Source organism: Paenibacillus sp. FSL R5-0470 (assembly GCF_037975205.1).
In the GTDB taxonomy this organism is placed as follows: domain Bacteria; phylum Bacillota; class Bacilli; order Paenibacillales; family Paenibacillaceae; genus Paenibacillus_AQ.
In genome coordinates, this window is record NZ_CP150238.1 from 456,400 (window position 1) to 474,576 (window position 18,177).

17 protein-coding genes are annotated in these 18,177 nt (G+C 42.2%); 8 read left to right on the forward strand and 9 right to left on the reverse strand.

The features are described 5' to 3' along the window. Nucleotides 1-38: 38 nt before the first annotated feature. The 5 genes from MKY99_RS02020 to MKY99_RS02040 form a co-directional block, all read right to left on the reverse strand. Nucleotides 39-1,985, reverse strand: coding sequence for an ABC transporter permease (locus tag MKY99_RS02020; protein ID WP_076285160.1), 1,947 nt, complete (start codon nt 1,983-1,985; stop codon nt 39-41). Further along, on the reverse strand, nt 1,975-2,736 hold the full coding sequence (locus MKY99_RS02025; RefSeq protein ID WP_149646232.1) for an ABC transporter ATP-binding protein: 762 nt from the start codon (nt 2,734-2,736) through the stop codon (nt 1,975-1,977). The genes MKY99_RS02020 and MKY99_RS02025 overlap by 11 nt, the downstream gene beginning before the upstream one ends. Before the next feature lie 114 nt (nt 2,737-2,850). Further along, nucleotides 2,851-3,855: a sensor histidine kinase gene (locus tag MKY99_RS02030; protein ID WP_339268375.1), complete on the reverse strand. Its 1,005-nt coding sequence runs from the start codon at nt 3,853-3,855 to the stop codon at nt 2,851-2,853. Further along, nucleotides 3,852-4,541 carry a response regulator transcription factor gene (locus MKY99_RS02035; RefSeq protein ID WP_076300175.1) on the reverse strand — a complete coding sequence of 230 codons (690 nt, stop codon included), beginning with the start codon at nt 4,539-4,541 and terminating at the stop codon, nt 3,852-3,854. Before MKY99_RS02035 ends, MKY99_RS02030 begins: the two co-directional genes overlap by 4 nt. Before the next feature lie 26 nt (nt 4,542-4,567). After that, nucleotides 4,568-5,458: a TetR/AcrR family transcriptional regulator gene (locus tag MKY99_RS02040; RefSeq protein ID WP_256716355.1), complete on the reverse strand. Its 891-nt coding sequence runs from the start codon at nt 5,456-5,458 to the stop codon at nt 4,568-4,570. A 192-nt stretch (nt 5,459-5,650) separates the two neighbouring features. Here MKY99_RS02040 and MKY99_RS02045 point away from each other — a divergent pair, with 192 nt between their 5' ends. Then, a complete protein-coding gene (locus MKY99_RS02045; RefSeq protein WP_076285163.1) occupies nt 5,651-7,174 on the forward strand; it encodes a DHA2 family efflux MFS transporter permease subunit in 1,524 nt (507 codons plus the stop codon). Between the two features lie 68 nt (nt 7,175-7,242). On the opposite strand, the gene MKY99_RS02050 is transcribed toward MKY99_RS02045, so the two are convergent. Next, entirely contained in the window at nt 7,243-8,286 is a 1,044-nt protein-coding gene (locus MKY99_RS02050) for a YncE family protein (protein ID WP_339268378.1), read from the reverse strand. Between the two features lie 185 nt (nt 8,287-8,471). On the opposite strand from MKY99_RS02050, the gene MKY99_RS02055 reads away from it, so the two are divergent. The 7 genes from MKY99_RS02055 to MKY99_RS02085 all read left to right on the forward strand — a co-directional run bounded on the left by MKY99_RS02055 (nt 8,472) and on the right by MKY99_RS02085 (nt 16,121). Further along, the gene (locus MKY99_RS02055) at nt 8,472-9,353 is read left to right on the forward strand and encodes a nucleotidyltransferase domain-containing protein (RefSeq protein WP_339268380.1); all 882 of its coding nucleotides are present in this window, start codon (nt 8,472-8,474) and stop codon (nt 9,351-9,353) included. 77 nt (nt 9,354-9,430) lie between these two features. Beyond that, on the forward strand, nt 9,431-10,180 hold the full coding sequence (locus tag MKY99_RS02060; RefSeq protein WP_339268382.1) for a WecB/TagA/CpsF family glycosyltransferase: 750 nt from the start codon (nt 9,431-9,433) through the stop codon (nt 10,178-10,180). Nucleotides 10,181-10,417: 237 nt separating this feature from the next. After that, nucleotides 10,418-11,095: a PAS domain-containing protein gene (locus tag MKY99_RS02065; RefSeq protein ID WP_042184354.1), complete on the forward strand. Its 678-nt coding sequence runs from the start codon at nt 10,418-10,420 to the stop codon at nt 11,093-11,095. Nucleotides 11,096-11,131: 36 nt separating this feature from the next. Continuing rightward, a complete protein-coding gene (locus tag MKY99_RS02070; protein ID WP_339268385.1) occupies nt 11,132-12,307 on the forward strand; it encodes a MalY/PatB family protein in 1,176 nt (391 codons plus the stop codon). Nucleotides 12,308-12,386: 79 nt separating this feature from the next. After that, nucleotides 12,387-13,874, forward strand: coding sequence for a Na+/H+ antiporter NhaC (gene nhaC, locus MKY99_RS02075; RefSeq protein WP_339268387.1), 1,488 nt, complete (start codon nt 12,387-12,389; stop codon nt 13,872-13,874). Nucleotides 13,875-13,897: 23 nt separating this feature from the next. Beyond that, nucleotides 13,898-14,278, forward strand: a complete 381-nt coding sequence (locus MKY99_RS02080) for a RidA family protein (protein WP_339271469.1) — start codon at nt 13,898-13,900, stop codon at nt 14,276-14,278. 292 nt (nt 14,279-14,570) lie between these two features. After that, nucleotides 14,571-16,121, forward strand: coding sequence for a flavocytochrome c (locus tag MKY99_RS02085; RefSeq protein WP_076285167.1), 1,551 nt, complete (start codon nt 14,571-14,573; stop codon nt 16,119-16,121). A 114-nt stretch (nt 16,122-16,235) separates the two neighbouring features. On the opposite strand, the gene MKY99_RS02090 is transcribed toward MKY99_RS02085, so the two are convergent. Genes MKY99_RS02090 through MKY99_RS02100 form a run of 3 tightly spaced genes read right to left on the reverse strand, consistent with a single transcriptional unit; the run spans nt 16,236 to nt 18,146 of the window. After that, the gene (locus tag MKY99_RS02090) at nt 16,236-17,078 is read right to left on the reverse strand and encodes an ABC transporter ATP-binding protein (protein WP_149646224.1); all 843 of its coding nucleotides are present in this window, start codon (nt 17,076-17,078) and stop codon (nt 16,236-16,238) included. A 16-nt stretch (nt 17,079-17,094) separates the two neighbouring features. Further along, nucleotides 17,095-17,856 (reverse strand): ABC transporter permease, encoded by a 762-nt coding sequence (locus MKY99_RS02095; RefSeq protein ID WP_076300092.1) that lies wholly within the window; start codon nt 17,854-17,856, stop codon nt 17,095-17,097. Beyond that, nucleotides 17,853-18,146, reverse strand: a complete 294-nt coding sequence (locus tag MKY99_RS02100; protein ID WP_036682688.1) for an MTH1187 family thiamine-binding protein — start codon at nt 18,144-18,146, stop codon at nt 17,853-17,855. Before MKY99_RS02100 ends, MKY99_RS02095 begins: the two co-directional genes overlap by 4 nt. Nucleotides 18,147-18,177 lie beyond the last annotated feature (31 nt).

Sequence of the window (18,177 nt, forward strand, 5' to 3'; positions counted from 1 at the left end):
GTTCCTAAGCCATGCTGGCTTGTGGAACCCCTCTTTTTTTAAAGTGACTCTTTAATTACCTTTTTATAATAGAACACGGATAGCACTGCAAAAATCGAATACAAAGCGGTGTATAGCAGCATCACCAGAATCATCGGTGTCATGAGCTCTGTACCGAAGAAGAACCATCCTGATTTTACGGCGAAGTAACTGTGAAGCAATCCAATGACTAATGGAATCCCAAAATTAAATAATTGTTTCGCCTGAATCCCTCTAAGCAGATCCCCTTGCGTGAAACCAAGCTTTCTGAGGATCGTGTAGTTGGGCTTTTCATTCTCACTTTCATCCATTTGTTTAAAGTAAAGAATGCATCCAGAGGTAATCAGGAAGGTTAGCCCCAGAAAGGCCACGATAAACATGATAAGTCCCATAGTTTGCTTTTGATTGTTCTTCGTCTCCAGTTGAGAGTCGGTTATGTGGCCTTTTGCAAATTTCATGTTCTGAAAAAGCTCATTAGCCTGCTCAACGCTTGCCCGTTCTTTCATATCGATGCCGATATTAAGAGAGGACTTTCTTTGAAGGGCTGGATCTAGATCCTTCTTTAAGCGTTCAAAGGTCGTGTCGTCTACAATAGCAAGGGGTAAGCCACCACCTGTGAAATTGTATAAAACGGGGGCTTCCATATCAATTCTTTTATAAAACTGCGGAATGACTTCATGTTGTCCCTTGAATTCAATGCCACCCTGGTCCTTCATAGAAATCAGATTCTCCATTGCACTACTTGTCTTCGTAAAATAGGCCTCATCAGGGGATAGATCAATGCCCTCCAGCGAATTTTCACTGATGACGGGAAGAGTCATATTATTCGACATCATACCGAGCGCCTTGGAATTTTCTGCCAGAAGCTTCTCTATATTTACATCCACTTGAATGACTTCGGTTATTTTTTCCGTAAACAGCAAATTTTCAGTCGTTAATGCCTCTTTAAATTGTTTAGCATCCTGGATATCCGTAAGAATAAAATCTGACGGAACATAGAGCTTCGCACTTTTCTCAGCAGAGTAGAACGAAATATAACTCAAGGATAATAAACCCAGCGCCAGAGCTGATACCGTTGTAATGATGGTTAACAGTACGGCATTTGATTTCATTCGGAACATAATGGAGGAGAGAGACAACACCTCTTTAATATTCAGATACCCGTTTTTCTTTTTACGAATGAGATGAAAGATAAAGCTTACCGAGCCTTTATAAAAAAGATAAGTCCCGATGATAACTGAAGCCAGAATAGTGATCATGGATATAGATAGCTCAGTCATTGATGTTAAGTCTCCGCTAAATAATCGGGATGAAATCGAATAGCCAAGCAGAATCAATCCAATCCCAACGATCCCTATAATCATTTCAAAGAAGGACAGCTTTTTCACGTTGCCTTCTGTGGTTGAGGTCACCCGGAATAAGGATAGAATGCTTTGTCTTTTAATAAATCCATAATTCATCAGCATGATCAAAAGATAGATTACAAAGAATACGATCAGCGTTTGAACCAGGGCTGGGGTAGAAAAACGAAGGGATGCTATCGCATCGATCCCCATTATTTTAAAAAGAATCATAAGAATTAATTTGGAAATAGAAAAGCCCACGGCTATTCCTAGAATTAAAGAACCAAAATATAGGATGAAATTCTCTGCCGAAAGGATTCGGAATATTTTACTTTTGGTCATCCCTATTAACTGGAACAGACCAATTTCTTTTCCCCGGCGTTTGATGAAGATAGTGTTTGCATATAACAGGAAAATGGATACAATCGCGACCAGTAAGACCGAGGCAGCCTTGATTGCTGCGCCACCTTTGATCGAGCCTTCTACTGCATCCATCGAGGGATCGTATTGCAACGTAACAAAGGCGAAATATAAGGCCACGCTAAAAACGAGAGCAAATACATACAGATAGTAATTTCTGATGTTTTTTCGCAGATTTCGAAGCATCAGTACATTAATGCTCATTCTGCACACCACCCAGTACACCTTGTGTTTTTATGATGTCATTAAAGAAGACTTGTCTTGATTGTTCTCCTTTATTTAATTGCGTATAGATCGTACCATCCTTTATAAAAATAACTCTACTGCAATAGCTAGCTGCCACTGGATCATGTGTAACCATAACGATCGTTGCTTTTCGTCTTTGATTTAGTTCACTCAGCTTGTTTAACAAATCAGAAGCAGATTTAGAATCCAAGGCACCAGTAGGCTCATCAGCAAAAATAATGCTTGGATCATGAATGAAGGCTCTAGCTGCAGAGGTGCGTTGTTTTTGACCCCCAGAGATTTCATTCGGGTACTTATTTTTCAACTCTAAAATCCCCAGCTCCCTCGCGACGTTCTCGAATTTCTCATTGGCAATTTTCTTAGGGGTGTTGGTAATGGATAGAGGTAACAGGATGTTCTCCTTCACCGTCAGCGTATCTAAGAGATTGTATTCTTGAAAAATAAATCCTAAATGATTTTTCCGAAATTCAGCTAATTGCTTTTCTTTCATATTAGAAATTTCAGTACCCTCAATGGTAATCGATCCGTTGCTGATCTGATCAATTGACGAGAGAACGTTAAGCAGGGTGGTCTTTCCTGAACCGGAAGAGCCCATGATCCCAACAAATTCGCCTTCTTCTATAGAAATATCCAGTCCACTCAACACGGATTGTTTGTTTAATTTATTTCCGTAGCTTTTATGAATTTTAGTGGCTTCAAGAATTACCATAATGATTCACTCCCTTTTTATACTCGTTCTTTTTGTATAGCTTTATTATAAAAGGCTTTGCCGTTCTTATCCTTCGATTGCCCGAACAAAATAAAAAAGCATGTGACATTGTTGTCACACGCTTGAGAGCTTCACAAATTCATTTTTAAGCGGAAAGGTTAAAGTGAACGTCGTTCCTGATCCGAGCCTCGACTCAACTCCGATGACGATCAACAAGGATTGCGCCGCTTTTTTGGCTAAATATAATCCCATACCTGTGGCGGCATTGTCGCGATGCACGGTGGTGGAAGTAAATCCTCTATCAAATATCCGAGGCAGATCCTTGGGATCTATCCCGCGCCCGCCATCCTTCACCTTAAGAACGATATGCTCAGCTTGCTGATAGCTACTCACTGCAATATCTGAAGCCTCACTATATTTTACGGCGTTGGTTAGTAGTTGTCGGATAATAAAAGCCAGCCATTTGGCATCACTAAGCACTTCAGCTACTTCCAAGTTCAGCTCAAAGCCGATCCCCTTCTGAATACACCAGGATTGCAACGTCTTAATCTCCCCGAAAATAAGCGTTTCTAAATCGATATGTTCTATATACAGATCATTTTCGATAAAGGGAATTCGCCTTTGATGTAGCTGTTGATCCAGCAGAAGATGTATGCGCAGCCATTCATAGGTCAGATGTTTCCTCATTACATCATCTTCGATTCGCTCCATCATTAGATGCATCGCTGTCAGAGGGGTCTTCACTTCATGAATCCACGATAATAGTTCATCTTTTTCCTGTTCTAACGTCATTTGATTGTTCGAGGCAGCCTGTTTTAACCATTTAGCTTGATTGATAATACTCTCTTCAATAATATGCTCAAACGGGCTTTCGGGGGTGGCGATACTCGTAACATCCAGATCATCATCTCGCTCAACCAAGCTTTTATAGAACCTGGTTTCTCTGGGATAGCGAAGGATTAAGAACATCACAAAAAAAAGCATCGACAAGGAGACCAGATAGAGAACTGAAGAGAATGGGATTGATGAATCCATATAGGTGACAAAAAGTATAAAAAGATTGGTAAAGAGGACTAGTAGGATCCAGCTACTTCTTTCCAAGAGATACTTTTTAATCATAGTGCTTCCTCTTCGATGGCCATATACCCTTGTCCTACTTTCGTTTCAATGAAACTACCCAAGCCTATCTCATCCAGCTTTTTTCGCAGCCGGTTTACGTTGACGGTAAGGGTGTTGTCACTTATAAAACGTTTATCATCCCACAAGCTATTGATTAATTCCTCGCGGGTGACGATTTTATTTTTTTTCTCAATAAGCAATTTCAATATAAAGATCTCGTTTTTCGTAAGCTCAATCGATCCCATATCATGCGTCAATACATTTCTCTCATAATCCACGGCTGCTCCACACCATGTCTTGAGCTCAAGGTTATCCGTGTTGTAATTGTAGACGCGCCGAAGAATCGCTTGTACTTTGGCAATGAGTACATCGAAATGGAAGGGCTTTTGAATATAGTCATCGGCTCCAAGCTGCATCGACATTACCATATCCGTAGGATGATCCCGGGATGATAAGAAGATAATCGGAAGGTTAGAGTGGGAACGAATCATTCGGCACCAATGAAACCCATCAAATTTAGGTAATTGGATGTCGATGATGACTAAATCAGGTTTGATCTCTATAAATTCCTGCGTGACATTGCTGAAATCTTGAATGCCATACACATCATAAGACCACTGGGTAAGTCGCTCCTTGATCTCATTAAACAGCGTTGAATCGTCTTCGATTAATAATAGCTTGAACAAATGCTTCACCACACTTTTAGTTAGCTTTACAGCATTTTAGATAATACATCCTGATAATGCTTAAACTCTTTGGCTTCATTTAGATTAGGACATGTTCTTAAGGATAGCAGAGCACTTTCGATTAAGAACTGTCTCGGTTCCTTGTTGTTCATGATTTCTTCCTGGATAAAGTATAACAGCTTTAGATAATTAGTGAGGTTCGCATCACCAGTTGTAAATGATCTCTCTATTACTTTTTTTAAGCTGATGGTCGCAAAGGATAAATCATTATTGAAAAAATCACTGTATTCCGCTGCGGGTAATAATTTGCCCACATGCTCTGGTGAGATGAGTTGAATGCCCATTTGACTTACTTCTTCAACAATGGTTTGGATAAGCGTAGTGCAATAATCAATGATCTGCTTTGAGGTGATGACTTCATTCATAGCACTGTTGATTTGTAGCATATTTTGTAGAATTCCTGTAAAAATGATGGCTCCGTCCAGTAAATAGGGTTTCTTATCCTCAGGGAAAATATGAAGGAAACGTTCATGTACCCAGGTAAGGAGGTTGAACTTTGTTTTTTTGATAAATGTTATTAAGTCTGGGTCATTGGAGACCAAAGCATCTTCTACGAGCTGTAACAATTTATTTTTCTTATTGATTTTCATGACCAGCTGAATCTGCTCGGCAAATATCTTAATGTCAGAAGGATCTTGACCTATGAGCAGGGAATTTCGCCCTTCTTCAAGTCGATCGTGAATGGACGTAAATACAGCCTTAAAGAGATCCCCTTTTGAAGGGAAATAGTTATAAAAAGATCCTTTGGAGATCCGGCTATGATTCAAAATATCCTGAATGGATGTGGCGTGGTAGCCTTTTTCAATAAATAATTCATGCGCTTTATGAACCACTTGCTCTTTTCGTTTATTTATCATCTGAGGTGCCCCTTTAAGCTGAACTCTTTGTTCCAATATAGACTAGCGTATATTTCCACTTAATACAATTTCAATTTTAAGTGATTTTTGTCTTGCCAAGCGAGAAATAAGGGAGTAATATATTCTACACCGGATTATAACACGAGTTCAATTTTGAACCGTTAGTATGATTATAGAATGGAGGATTCCAAAATGAAAGCAAAAGAAAGTAAAGCATCTTACGGGATATTGGCAATCCTCATGATTGGTGCATTTGTTGCTTTACTGAGTAATACCCTACTCAATATAGCTTTACCATCGATTATGAAGGATTTTAATGTCAGTGCCTCAACGGTACAGTGGCTATCAACGGGCTATATGCTGGTGAACGGGATCATGATTCCTTCAACAGCTTTTTTGATTCAAAAGTATACCGCGAGACGGTTGTTCTTAATCGCGATTGGATTATTTGCGATAGGAACCTTTATCGGCGGATTAGCACCAAGCTTCCCTGTGTTGCTGATCGCCAGAATGGTTCAGGCTTCAGGGGCTGCGATCATGATGCCATTATTAATGAATGTATTGTTCACTACCTTTCCACCTGAGAAACGTGGTTCAGCTATGGGGATGTTCGGGTTGGTTATGATTTTTGCACCAGCTATCGGACCTACATTATCTGGATGGATTATTCAGCACTATGAATGGCCTGTACTATTCTTTATGATTGCCCCAATCGCTGTATTGGTGTTCATTCTGGCCTTCTTCAAATTGCATGATCCTAAAAAAGATGTGGCTATTAAGATCGATTTCTTATCTGTAGTTCTATCAGCGATTGGTTTCGGGGGTCTCCTATACGGCTTCAGTTCTGCTGGGAACAAAGGATGGGATGATCCAATGGTCTACTCCGCGCTTATTATCGGAGCGATTGGATTAGTGATCTTCATTATGCGCCAAATGAAGATGAAGGAGCCTATGCTTAACTTCAGAGTGTACAAATATCCGATGTTCGCTTTATCCTCAGCGATTTCGATTACACTGAATATGGCAATGTTCTCAGCGATGATGCTAATGCCGATTTACCTGCAAAATATTAGAGGGATTTCACCACTGGATTCGGGACTTCTAATGTTGCCTGGTGCGTTAATTATGGGTGTTATGTCTCCAATCACAGGTAAATTGTTCGATAAATTCGGCGGTAAGGTATTAGCGCTAATTGGTCTAGCGATTGTAGTGATTAGTACGTATTTCTTTAGTGATCTGACTGAAACTACTAAATATTCGACACTCATGATTCTATATTCGGTGAGAATGTTCGGGATCTCTATGGTGATGATGCCAGTTATGACCAATGGTTTGAATTCTATCCCAGCCAAATATACGCCGCATGGTACAGCTATGAACAGTACGATTCAGCAAGTATCAGGGGCGATAGGTGGGGCACTGCTCGTAACCATTATGTCTAACAGTACCACTTCACATGTGAAAGATATGGTCGCTGATGCTGTAAGTAAATTAACGGCTAAACCTTCGGCAGACCAATTGCTTGGTATACAAAATCAAGTCATTGCGAAAGCTACTATTGAAGGAATTAACGATGCATTCTTGGTATCTGTAGGCGTAGCGATTATTGCATTTATTCTAGCCTTCTTTATTAAAAGAGGTGTACAGCCTAAGGAAACGGCAGAAGAGAAAGTGACTGCAAAGAAAGTAGCTGCTAAGCAAGTTACAACGCATTAGTCTATATTCAAAAAGGCGCTCACCTTATAGGTGAAGCGCCTTTTTTTGCAAATATAAGAAAGTAAAGATTACTTATAATGATGTGTTAATCTTGGACCATCCTGAATGACTGTGATGGAATTGTCGTTTGCGACATATAACCTGTTCGTTAGTGGATTAAGTGCGATGTTTACGCCTGTTACGGAGGGGAATACCGCGATTCTTTTAAACGTACTGGCGTTATACACGGACATTCTGTTCTTATTGAAATTACTGACAAATAAATGATTTGTAATCGGGTTGATGAATGTGCTGGAGGAGGAAGATAACACTCTAGTTGCAATCACTTTATTGGTATTTCCATTAAGCACAAAAAGCTTCCCTTGTTTAACCTGTTGAGCACTGGACACGTAAACACGGTTTGTAAGCGGATTAAGGATGACCTCGCTTTGTAACCGTCCAAGCTGTACATTCTTGAGGAGCTTGTTGGTGCGGCCATTGATCACGGAAAGAAAGCGGCTTAAGTTGTTCGCTACATAAATACGGTTCGTAATCGGATTTAGCGCAGGTGTGATTACTGGGTTGTTGCCAACCTTGATGGTTGCTATTACAGTTTGTGTACTACCGTTAATGACAGATACGGAATTGTTTATCGTATTCGTTACATAAATGCGATTGGTACGTTTATTAATGACGATAGCGGAAGGGCGGCCGCCGATCTGGATAGTAGTCCGAATGCAGTTCGATCTGCCGTCGATGACGGTTACGATGCCAGAGGCACTCGACACATAAATCAGGTTCGTTCGAACATTAACGTTAACACTATCAGGGTTCCTGCCCACTTGGAGGGTCTTGATTACACGGTTTGTCCGTCCGCTAATTACAGATACCGTTCCATCGCGGAAGTTGGTGACGTACACACGGTTTGTTCTTGGGTTGATGGCAAGCTTGAGCGGAAATCTACCTACTTGTATGGTTGCAATGATCCGATTGGTCAGGGTGCTTAATACACCAACAGTTCCGGCTGTAGTGTTAGGATTTACGAAGTATACCCGATTGGTGATGGGATTTACCTCAATATCTCCGACAGGTACGGATGTAGGAACTGTGGTTATGATGGTGGGTAACGCCATGATATAACCCCCTCTTCAAATGACTAGATGATTCATTATATTTGGGCAAGGGCAAAAGGGTACTATATATCGTTGCAAGATGTATCTCTAGAGTATAGAATGATATTCCAAAATCCACATTTCAGATTAAATGTAAGCGCTATATTTACAAGGGGATTGAGATCGATTGGAGGCTGATGGATACGATGATGAAATCAGTATTGTCGGATATTTTACTAACACCTGATAAGTTGCTACTTCATCGCGAATTACTAGAGGAGATTGGAAAGTTCATTACGCAAGAGATCCTAAATCATCCGTTATTGCAAGAAGATCGTCAGAGGGTAAGCATTATCCTAGATGGATCGACCGCACTCGGGGTGGTAGATGGGCAGTCGGATGTAGATATAATCATTATTTGTGAGGATGAGTCTTACAACAGTATTAATCATCGGTTCGAGGAAGCAGGGCTGATTCCGGAGCACAGTAGTTTTTTTATGGATTTAAGGCTTCCGAGTGGGAAGACAGGGCATTATACACTCCATAAAATATCTGATATCAAAGAAGCTTTAATGAGCGGGGATATGGAATGGCTGTGGAATGCATCGGTGTCCTATATTTACTACGATCAGCTGGATCTGAAGTCAATTTTTCATTCCTATGTTCCACTCCAATCTGAAGTACTAATGAAATTTCGTAAGAATTCATACATACAGCTAAGAAGCTATGCCAGAAGTCTAGATAATCCTGTAGTTCGTGGCGACGCATTTCCAATCTTGTTCTTAGCGGTTTCCCTTTATAAAGAGGCTTTACGCTGTGCAATCACTATTGAAGGTTATCCGTATCCCTATGACAAATGGCTTGTTCCCGTAGCGCAGCAAACGGTCGTAGGTCGAAAGATTTTGGAGTGTGCAGGCGATTTTTGGAGTTATCTTAGAGAGGATGAATCCTTTGCTCCCATGTACCAGGAGGACAATAATTTTGTCAAAATGGAAAAACAATTTCGAAAGATACTTTTGGAGGAATTCCGCCTGCGGGGGATCGATGAACCTTGGTTAATAGAGTGGTGGAAGTTTTTGGAGGAATAACGGAGTAATGACGCTGACTATCCTTCTTGATTACGGTAAGGTATACTGGAATGAACTTTTCAGTAAGAGGTGATTAAATGGCTGGGACAGTCTCTATATTAGGCGTTCCTTTTTCAAAACTAACACTAAACGAGACAACACTTCATCTAACAAAACATATTCAATCCGGAGAACCGAAGCTATTTCATTTGATTACGGCGAACCCGGAAATTACGATAACAAGCCAATCGGATGAGCTGCTTCGAACCATACTCCATGAGGCAGATTTGATTACTCCTGATGGGATTGGCATTGTGCTGGCATCGAGAAGAAAAGGTGACCCTATAGCTGAACGAGTTACGGGGTATGAACTACTTCTTGAGCTGCTCGCACAAGGGAATAAGCTGGGCTGGAGCTTTTATTTCTTAGGCACGGATGAGCATACCAGCTGTAAAGCGGTCGAAAAGATTACAGAGCTATATCCGAATGTGAAAATTGCCGGAAGACATAATGGTTTTCTTGCTAAAGAAGAGGAACCGGCCATTGTGGCAGAGATTCAGCACGCACAGCCAGATTTCCTGATTGTCGCGATGGGGGCTCCATACTCTGACAAGTGGGTTTATAAGCATAAACAGGAGCTTTCTCAGGTTAAGGTTGTGTTTGGCGTGGGGGGAAGCTTGGATGTTATAGCGGGAAAAGTGACTCCAGCCCCTGCGATATGGAAGAAATTCAATTTGGAGTGGCTGCATCGACTCTTATTCGCACCTGTGGCCAAAGGACAAAAGTCGCGCTGGCGTAGGCAAGCAGTTCTTCCTAAATTCGTGTATCGAGCTATGATTAGGAAATAAGATACAGCAGTAAATATCGTCTTTCACTATTTCTGCAATTTGTAGAAATAGTGAAAGACTTTTTTTGTTGTCGCTTTACAGGAAATATGCCCTAAGTATTTAAGAGAGAATATTGGCTGGAACAATTCCAATATATTACTGATTGCTTTTTTAAGAATGTTGTAATAAAATCTTATCAAGATAATAAATTATTATCAAAATAGAAAAGACGTAAAACGAAAGGAGTGAGATGCTCACATGTTAGAAGATCGCAGCTGCCTGGAGTCCTATTTTCCAATCGCTTCTTTTATTGCTTCAATTATAGGTTCAAAATGTGAGGTTGTTATTCATGATATAAGCAATCCAGAGCGTTCAATTATTTTTATTGAGAACGGATACATTAGTGGGCGTAAAGTAGGCGATAGTTCAACAGATCTCGTGCTTAAGCTGTTGAAAGATGAGTCCTACCGTGAGCAACCGTTTATTGCTAACTATAAAGCGCGTGGTTCGCAAGGTCAGGTATTTCGCTCCGCTACTTATTATATTAAAAACAGCAGCAGCGAATTGGTCGGTATGATGTGTATTAACATTGATGTCACGCATATGGAGGTTGCAGCTGAGTGGATACAAAACATTTTGCAAGGAGGATCAACACTTCCACCAGTACCGTTAATACCACAACAAGAGGTTGTAGAGAAGCAGACGGAAGAGTATTTACAAGGAAACGTAGATGACCTGCTCCAGCACATGATTGATTCGGTGCTCGGTAAAATTAATGTCCCGGCAGAGCGATTGTCCTCGAAAGAGAAGATTGAACTTGTGAAAGTACTTAACGAGCAGGGCGTGTTTCTACTTAAAGGTGGAGTTTCTCAAGTCGCTAAGACCTTGATGATATCTGAGCCAACAGTTTATCGTTATTTGCAAAAAATTAAGTGAGAATAAACAGAACTCTCAAGAGAGGAAGTGGGCTAGATGTCAATAGAATTTGATAAGGTTGTTAGCCGATATGGGACCAATTGCGCTAAATGGGATGGCATGGCGCAAGTTTTGGGTAGAGAAATGATAGCGCTTTCCGTCGCGGATATGGATCTTCAAGCCCCTCCACAGGTGATTGAGCGAGTAACGGAGATGGCGAAGCATGGCATATATGGATATACCGATCCTTTTCCACCTTATTATGAGGCAGTTCAGGGATGGATTAAAAAAGCTTACGATTGGGAGGTTCCGCAAGAATGGATCGTGTTTTGCCCTCGTATTGTGCAAGCGGTTTCTCTGATCATTCAGAACTTCACTCAACCAGGTGATCAAGTGTTAATCCATACTCCAGCCTATCAGCCGGTTGCTAAATCGGTAGAACTAAATAACCGCGTATTAGTGGAAAGTCCACTTCGTGAAGTGAACGGGCGTTATGAGATAGATTTTGCTGATATGGAGTTGCAGATGCAAGCAGGGGTTAAAATTGTACTGCTCATCTCACCGCATAATCCGGTTGGACGAGTATGGACACGAGCTGAACTAGAACGAATCGTTAGCTTGTGTACAAAGTATGATGCTTATATTGTATCGGATGATATTCATGCCGATTTTATCCATGAAGGCCATGAGCATACGATAATCGGAAAGATATCGACTGAGGCAGAGCAGCGATCCTTTATCTGTACTTCCCCAGGGAAGACCTTCAATCTTGCAAGCCTTGAAATTGCTAACATCGTGATTCCGAATGATCAGCTGCGTGAGAAATTCAGACATTGCTTACAGCAAGCAGGCTGTCATAACCCAACCTTTTTTGCAGTACCTGCATTAGAAGTGGCTTATACGGAATGCGATGAATGGCTGGAAGAATTACGAGGGTATATCACAGCCAATATCGCTTGGGTGAATGCTTATATAACTGAACATATGCCTGAGCTTCGCGTGATCGAATCAGAAGGAACCTATCTGTTATGGGTGGATTGTAGGGCAATTAGCACCAACGAAGCAGAGCTAAAGCAATGGATTGAGTCCGATGCGAAGGTTAGTGTGAGCTTTGGAACAGGTTTTGGGGCATCAGGAGAAGGCTTTATTCGCTTAAATATTGCAACGCCACTGCCCATGTTGCAAGAAGCTTTTCATCGGCTGTACCGAGCCTATCCATTAAAAAATTCATAATAAAAAAACTCTTTATCAATGACCTTGAAAGACCTCGTTAGTAGCCTTTCTCAGATCCGTATCAAGGGGGATAATAATCATGTCCAAATCAGAAACACCAAAAGTCAAGAAACAGCCGACGATGTTCTTAGCGCTATTACCGATTATTACGATGATTGTGCTACTTAGTTTAGGGTATGTGTTGTATGAATTACCACCAGAGCCACTTATTATTACCTCTGCGGTTGTTGCTGGTATTATCGCGATTATTCTTGGTTATAGCTACAACGACATACTAGAATCTATCGCTGGTAAGATCGCGAAGACGATGCCTGCCATTCTTATTCTGATCATGGTTGGTTTTATGATTGGGGCATGGATGGTTGGCGGAACGATCCCGATGATGATTTTTTATGGATTGAAAATCATTAGTCCACAATTCCTGCTTATTACCGCATTTATGGCGACAGCTGCCGTTTCGCTTTGTACGGGCACATCTTGGGGATCAGCGGGAACGATCGGAGTTGCATTTATGGGCGTTGGTGCGGGTATGGATGCGAACCTAGCGGCAGTGGCTGGTGCTGTTGTTGCAGGTGCTTATTTTGGCGATAAATTGTCACCGCTTTCAGACACAACAAATATTGCTGCGTTAGCAACAGGTGTCAATCTATATGAACATATTGGACATTTACTGTATACCACACTTCCATCCTTTATCGTTGCAAGCGTTGTCTTTATTATCACAGGCCTAAACACAGATGCCGCGGGTGCTGTTATTCCGGAAAAGGTTGGAACGATCATGGGATCATTGGATACCATTTACGACTTTAATCTGCTGCTCTTAGTACCTGTATTAATCATCTTGTATGGTTCGATTACGAAGAAACCGACAATACCGGTCATGCTGATCTCTTCTATGTTCGCTATGGCCAACGCACTTATATTTCAGGGCTTTACGTTGAATGATGTTGTTTCTTCTGTTGTTAATGGATTCAATATTTCTATGGTTCAAGTAGCTGGATTTGATTCTGCCAACGTTATTGAAGATGTACCCCGTCTCCTAAATCGTGGCGGAATGAACTCCATGATGGGTACACTTCTCATTTGCTTCTGTGCGATCACGTTCGCTGGAACCATATCTCTGACGAAGTCCTTGGAATTGATTGTTAATAAGCTTTTGAAGTTCGTCCATTCCACAGGTTCAATGATCGTAGCAACAATTGTTACAGGTCTTACGATGATCGGAGTTACAAGTAATGGTCAGGTATCCATCTTAATGCCAGGTGAAATGCTGCGTGAAGCATATATCCGTCGGGGCTTGCATCCGAAGAACTTGGGACGTACCATCGAGGATTCAGCGGCGATTACCGAGCCTATTCTGCCTTGGACAGCTGCAGGTGCTTATATGGCGGGTACGCTGGGTGTTGCAACGCTAGATTATTTACCTTGGGCTGTTCTCTGTTGGACAGGAATAATCTTTGCGACGATATGGGGCTTCACGGGATTCGGTATCGCAAAGTTAACGCCAGAGCAACAGGCAGAAATGCTAAAGGAATATGACGGTAACACTAATGAACAAGCTGGATAAAGGAGTCTTTTAAAATGACAAATATGCATAAAGAAACTGTAATAACAACGGATGCACCAGGTGCAATTGGACCCTACTCTCAAGCTGTAAAGCTTGGGAATGTCCTATATACTTCAGGACAACTCGGACTAGACCCGGTTAAGGGGACTTTTCCTGCTACGGTTGAGGAACAGACGGAACGGTCGTTGCTGAATGTCAAAGCCATACTGGAAGCGGCGGGTACAAGCATGGATCAGGTAATAAAGACGACCGTTTTCCTAAAGGATATGAATGATTTTCTTAAGGTGAATGAGATTTATGGAAGGTTTTTTGCTCAGCCATACCCTGCTCGCAGCGCTGTTGAAGTAGCACGTCTGCCTAAGGATGGGCTCGTAGAAATTGAAGTTATTGCTTATATACCATAAGTGATCCAGTAACGCTCAAATTACGGGTTGCTTAGAATTTCAGATAGTTAAGCCTGCACACCCTGTATGGAAAAAGGATTAGAAAATAAGGCAGATGGCCGCCCTGGAAAGGGTGGCTTTTTTTGAGTAGTAAGCAGCGGAAATATTGAAAGTAAGAATTTTTATGAAAATTTAAATGAAAATATTCATGGAAATGTAACAGTAACCATAACTAATTACATAAAAAACTTCCCAAAACAGCATCTTTGCGTTATTATAAATGTGAAAACATTCACAAAGGGGCGTTATAAAGATGAAGAAGACAACAAGTACTGCTCTCATTCTCATTCTCTCTGTCATGCTCGTAATCGCAGGCTGCGGTAACAGTAATAGCAACAGCGCAGGTAATAGTAATGGCAACGAGAACAAAAGTAAGGTAAATGAGACGGCCAAAAATGATAAAGCTGAAGCCGTATCAGGTGCATCAGAAGCTAGTTACACACCACTGGATCAATTAAAAGATAATTATGATATCGTTATTGTTGGTGCTGGTGGTGCAGGAATGTCTGCTGCACTGGAAGCTAAGGCCAAAGGCTTGAACCCTGTTATTTTAGAAAAAATGCCGGTTGCAGGTGGGAATACAAGTAAATCCTCCTCAGGAATGAACGCTTCCCAAACGAAATTTCAAAAAGAGCAAAGCATTGAAGATAGCAATGATAAGTTTTATGAAGAGACACTAAAGGGCGGCCATGACACGAACGATAAAGAGATGCTTCGTTTCTTCGTTGACAATTCCGCAAGTGCAATCGATTGGTTGGATTCGATCGGAATCAAGCTGAACAATATTACAATCACAGGCGGTATGAGTGAAAAACGCACCCACCGTCCAGAAGACGGCTCTGCGGTAGGCCAATACCTTGTCAAAGGATTGGTTAGAAACGTACAAGAAAAAGAAATTCCACTGTTTGTGAACGCGGATGTTAAAGAAATTACTCAAAAAGACGGTAAGGCTAACGGCGTCAAAGTACTCTTTAACCAAGCTGATGAAAAAACCATTACAGCGAAGGCAGTTGTTGTAACAACAGGTGGTTTTGGATCCAACATGGATATGATATCAAAAGTTAGACCTGATCTGGAAGGATACGTAACGACTAACCAAATCGGCAGTACCGGCGACGGAATCAAGATGATTGAGGCACTTGGCGGAACGACCGTTGATATGGATCAAATCCAGGTTCACCCAACAGTTCAACAAGAAAAATCTTATCTGATCGGGGAAGCTGTACGCGGCGAAGGTTCTATCCTCGTAAATAGCGAAGGCACACGGTTCGTAAACGAATTGACTACACGTGATAAAGTTACCGAAGCGATCAATGCACTTCCTGAAAAAGCGGCTACGCTTGTCTTTGATTCCGGTGTCAAATCACGCGTGAAAGCAATTGAACAATATGACAAAATGGGCTTCGTGATCCAAGCGGATACCATCGAAGCATTGGCGAAAGAAATCGGTGTTCCAGCCGATAAGCTAAAAGCGACACTTGATACTTGGAACAGCGCGGTAAAGAACAAGAACGATGCTGAATTCGGCAGAACAACAGGGATGGACAACGATTTGTCCGCGGGTCCTTACTACGCTATTAAGATCGCCCCAGGGATTCATTACACCATGGGCGGCGTGAAGATCAATACGAACACAGAAGTATTAAATAAAGACGGCGCTGCTATTCCTGGCCTGTATGCGGCTGGTGAAGTTACAGGTGGATTGCACGGTCAAAACCGGATTGGTGGTAACTCTGTAGCTGAAATCATTATTTTCGGCCGTCAAGCAGGGATTAAATCTGCTGAGTTTGTACAAGCACAATAAGATTTAACTGCTATTCTGGTTAAAACAAAAGAACCGCTTGGGCTAATTGAAGCCCGGGCGGTTCTTTGTTTAATCTCTCGTTTAAAGTGAGTGGAGTGACCTCTATTCAAAAAGCTATTTCTCGCTTTTAGCTTGTTCTTCTCGCATCCACTGTGACAGCTGGCGTTTGAGTTTAAGGAATTCCGGGGAATCCGTAATCTCATCGCGGCGTGGCCGTGGAAATGGCACATCAACAGTATGTAGGATGGAGCCGGGGCGACCCGAGAATACATAAATACGATTCGAGAGCAGCAACGCTTCTTCGATGTTATGGGTAATGAATAGCACGGAGCGGCGATTCTCCTCCCACAGCTCCAGCAGCCAGCGCTGCATTTCACTGCGAGTTAGTGCATCCAATGCGCTGAAAGGTTCATCGAGCAGCATCAACTCCTGCGGAGCCAGCAATGCTCTGAGAAAAGCAGCACGCTGCTGCATCCCACCAGACAGCATATGCGGATAAGCCTGTTCGAATCCATTCAAGCCAACCTTGGCGAGCCACTGGCGCGCTTCTTCACGAGCTCCATCCTGCAGAGCGCCTTTAATTTCCCCGGCTAGAAGTACATTATCTTCAATCGTTCGCCAAGGAAAAAGCGCAGGCTGCTGCGGCATATAACTGATTTCACCACGTTGACCCGTAACGGCTCTGCCGTTCATGCGGATCGTTCCTGCATCGGGCTTCACTAGTCCGCCGATCATATGGAATAAGGTGCTTTTTCCGCAGCCGGAAGGACCGACGATCGAAACGAACTCTTGCTGTTCTACCTTAAGAGAAACGTTGTTCAGCACGTTCGTCTCGCGGCGACGATGGGTGAAGGACTTGGAGATGCCGCTTACTTCAAGAGCAGGTGGTGCAGTATGAGCTTCAGGAGAGCTTATGATTTCAGTTGTTCTTTGCTCTATTTGCGTCGCTTGAGACATACAGGCATCTTCCTTTCTATGAGTTACGGCGCGGTTTCCAGCGAACTAACCATTTTTCGAGCAAGGCGATAATCGCAAAAAGCACAAGACTAAGTAGCACAATAATAACAATAGCGACAAACATCCGATCCGTACGGTAAGCCGATTTTTGCAGCAGCATATAATAGCCAATCCCTTTATCCGCGCCAATCCACTCAGCGACCACGGCTCCCATAACCGCATAAGTAGCAGATATTTTCACACCGGAAAATAGTGCCGGGATAGAAGACGGAAGCTCCAGCTTGGTGAAGATTTGCCACTTGCTTGCGCCAGCCATTTTCATATAATTCATCATGACCTGATCACTTTGAGACAAGCCGCCCATTGCAGCGACAGCTACCGGGAAGAAGCATACCAGTGTAATCAGCACGATTTTGGGCAAAAGACCGAAGCCAAACCAGATGATAAGCAGTGGTCCGAGTGCGATAGAGGGAACATTTTGACTCAGAATAATGAGTGGATAAAAAGCCCGTCTAGCCCAAGGTAAAAGATGCAAAAGTAGAGCGACGATCAAGCCTACACCTGTACCAATAGGAAAACCGATTAATGTGAGTCGGAGCGTAGCCATCGTATGAGCCCAGAGACCTGAGGCATTACTGGTGGATTCGCGAGCAATATCAGCAGGACTCGGCAGAATCCAGGATTCGATATGGAATAGAGAAACAGATAACTGCCATACGGTTAAAAAGAAGACGACCGCCACAAGGGGCGGCCATATTAGCTTCCAGGTCGATCTCACGGCCGATATTTCTCCGTCAATTTATCCATGCTGATTCCGTTAGGGTTATGAGCGATTTTGATTTGGGAGATCACGCTTGGACTACCTGCTTCGATCAGTGCCTCCTGCATTTGACGTACAACCTCCAGGAGCTCGCTCAGTTCACCTTCCATAGTAGTTTCCAGTGGATTTACCTGATGTTTAACACCGGACTTCTGAATAACTTCAATCGCTTTATCTACGTATGGGATGGAGTCCTCATTGTTTGGAGTCTTAGGAATTACTTGAATGCTTAATAATGTGTTAGCCACAATAATCAATCCTCTCAAATTGTATAGGTAA

What these genes read in the sequence shown, in the direction of transcription:
- MKY99_RS02020 (WP_076285160.1), bottom strand. Translation starts at nt 1,985, where the DNA reads ATGAGCATTAATGTACTGATGCTTCGAAATCTGCGAAAAAACATCAGA.
- MKY99_RS02025 (WP_149646232.1), bottom strand. Translation starts at nt 2,736, where the DNA reads ATGGTAATTCTTGAAGCCACTAAAATTCATAAAAGCTACGGAAATAAA.
- MKY99_RS02030 (WP_339268375.1), bottom strand. Translation starts at nt 3,855, where the DNA reads ATGATTAAAAAGTATCTCTTGGAAAGAAGTAGCTGGATCCTACTAGTC.
- MKY99_RS02040 (WP_256716355.1), bottom strand. Translation starts at nt 5,458, where the DNA reads ATGATAAATAAACGAAAAGAGCAAGTGGTTCATAAAGCGCATGAATTA.
- MKY99_RS02045 (WP_076285163.1), top strand. Translation starts at nt 5,651, where the DNA reads ATGAAAGCAAAAGAAAGTAAAGCATCTTACGGGATATTGGCAATCCTC.
- MKY99_RS02050 (WP_339268378.1), bottom strand. Translation starts at nt 8,286, where the DNA reads ATGGCGTTACCCACCATCATAACCACAGTTCCTACATCCGTACCTGTC.
- MKY99_RS02055 (WP_339268380.1), top strand. Translation starts at nt 8,472, where the DNA reads ATGATGAAATCAGTATTGTCGGATATTTTACTAACACCTGATAAGTTG.
- MKY99_RS02060 (WP_339268382.1), top strand. Translation starts at nt 9,431, where the DNA reads ATGGCTGGGACAGTCTCTATATTAGGCGTTCCTTTTTCAAAACTAACA.
- MKY99_RS02065 (WP_042184354.1), top strand. Translation starts at nt 10,418, where the DNA reads ATGTTAGAAGATCGCAGCTGCCTGGAGTCCTATTTTCCAATCGCTTCT.
- MKY99_RS02070 (WP_339268385.1), top strand. Translation starts at nt 11,132, where the DNA reads ATGTCAATAGAATTTGATAAGGTTGTTAGCCGATATGGGACCAATTGC.
- nhaC (WP_339268387.1), top strand. Translation starts at nt 12,387, where the DNA reads ATGTCCAAATCAGAAACACCAAAAGTCAAGAAACAGCCGACGATGTTC.
- MKY99_RS02080 (WP_339271469.1), top strand. Translation starts at nt 13,898, where the DNA reads ATGCATAAAGAAACTGTAATAACAACGGATGCACCAGGTGCAATTGGA.
- MKY99_RS02085 (WP_076285167.1), top strand. Translation starts at nt 14,571, where the DNA reads ATGAAGAAGACAACAAGTACTGCTCTCATTCTCATTCTCTCTGTCATG.
- MKY99_RS02090 (WP_149646224.1), bottom strand. Translation starts at nt 17,078, where the DNA reads ATGTCTCAAGCGACGCAAATAGAGCAAAGAACAACTGAAATCATAAGC.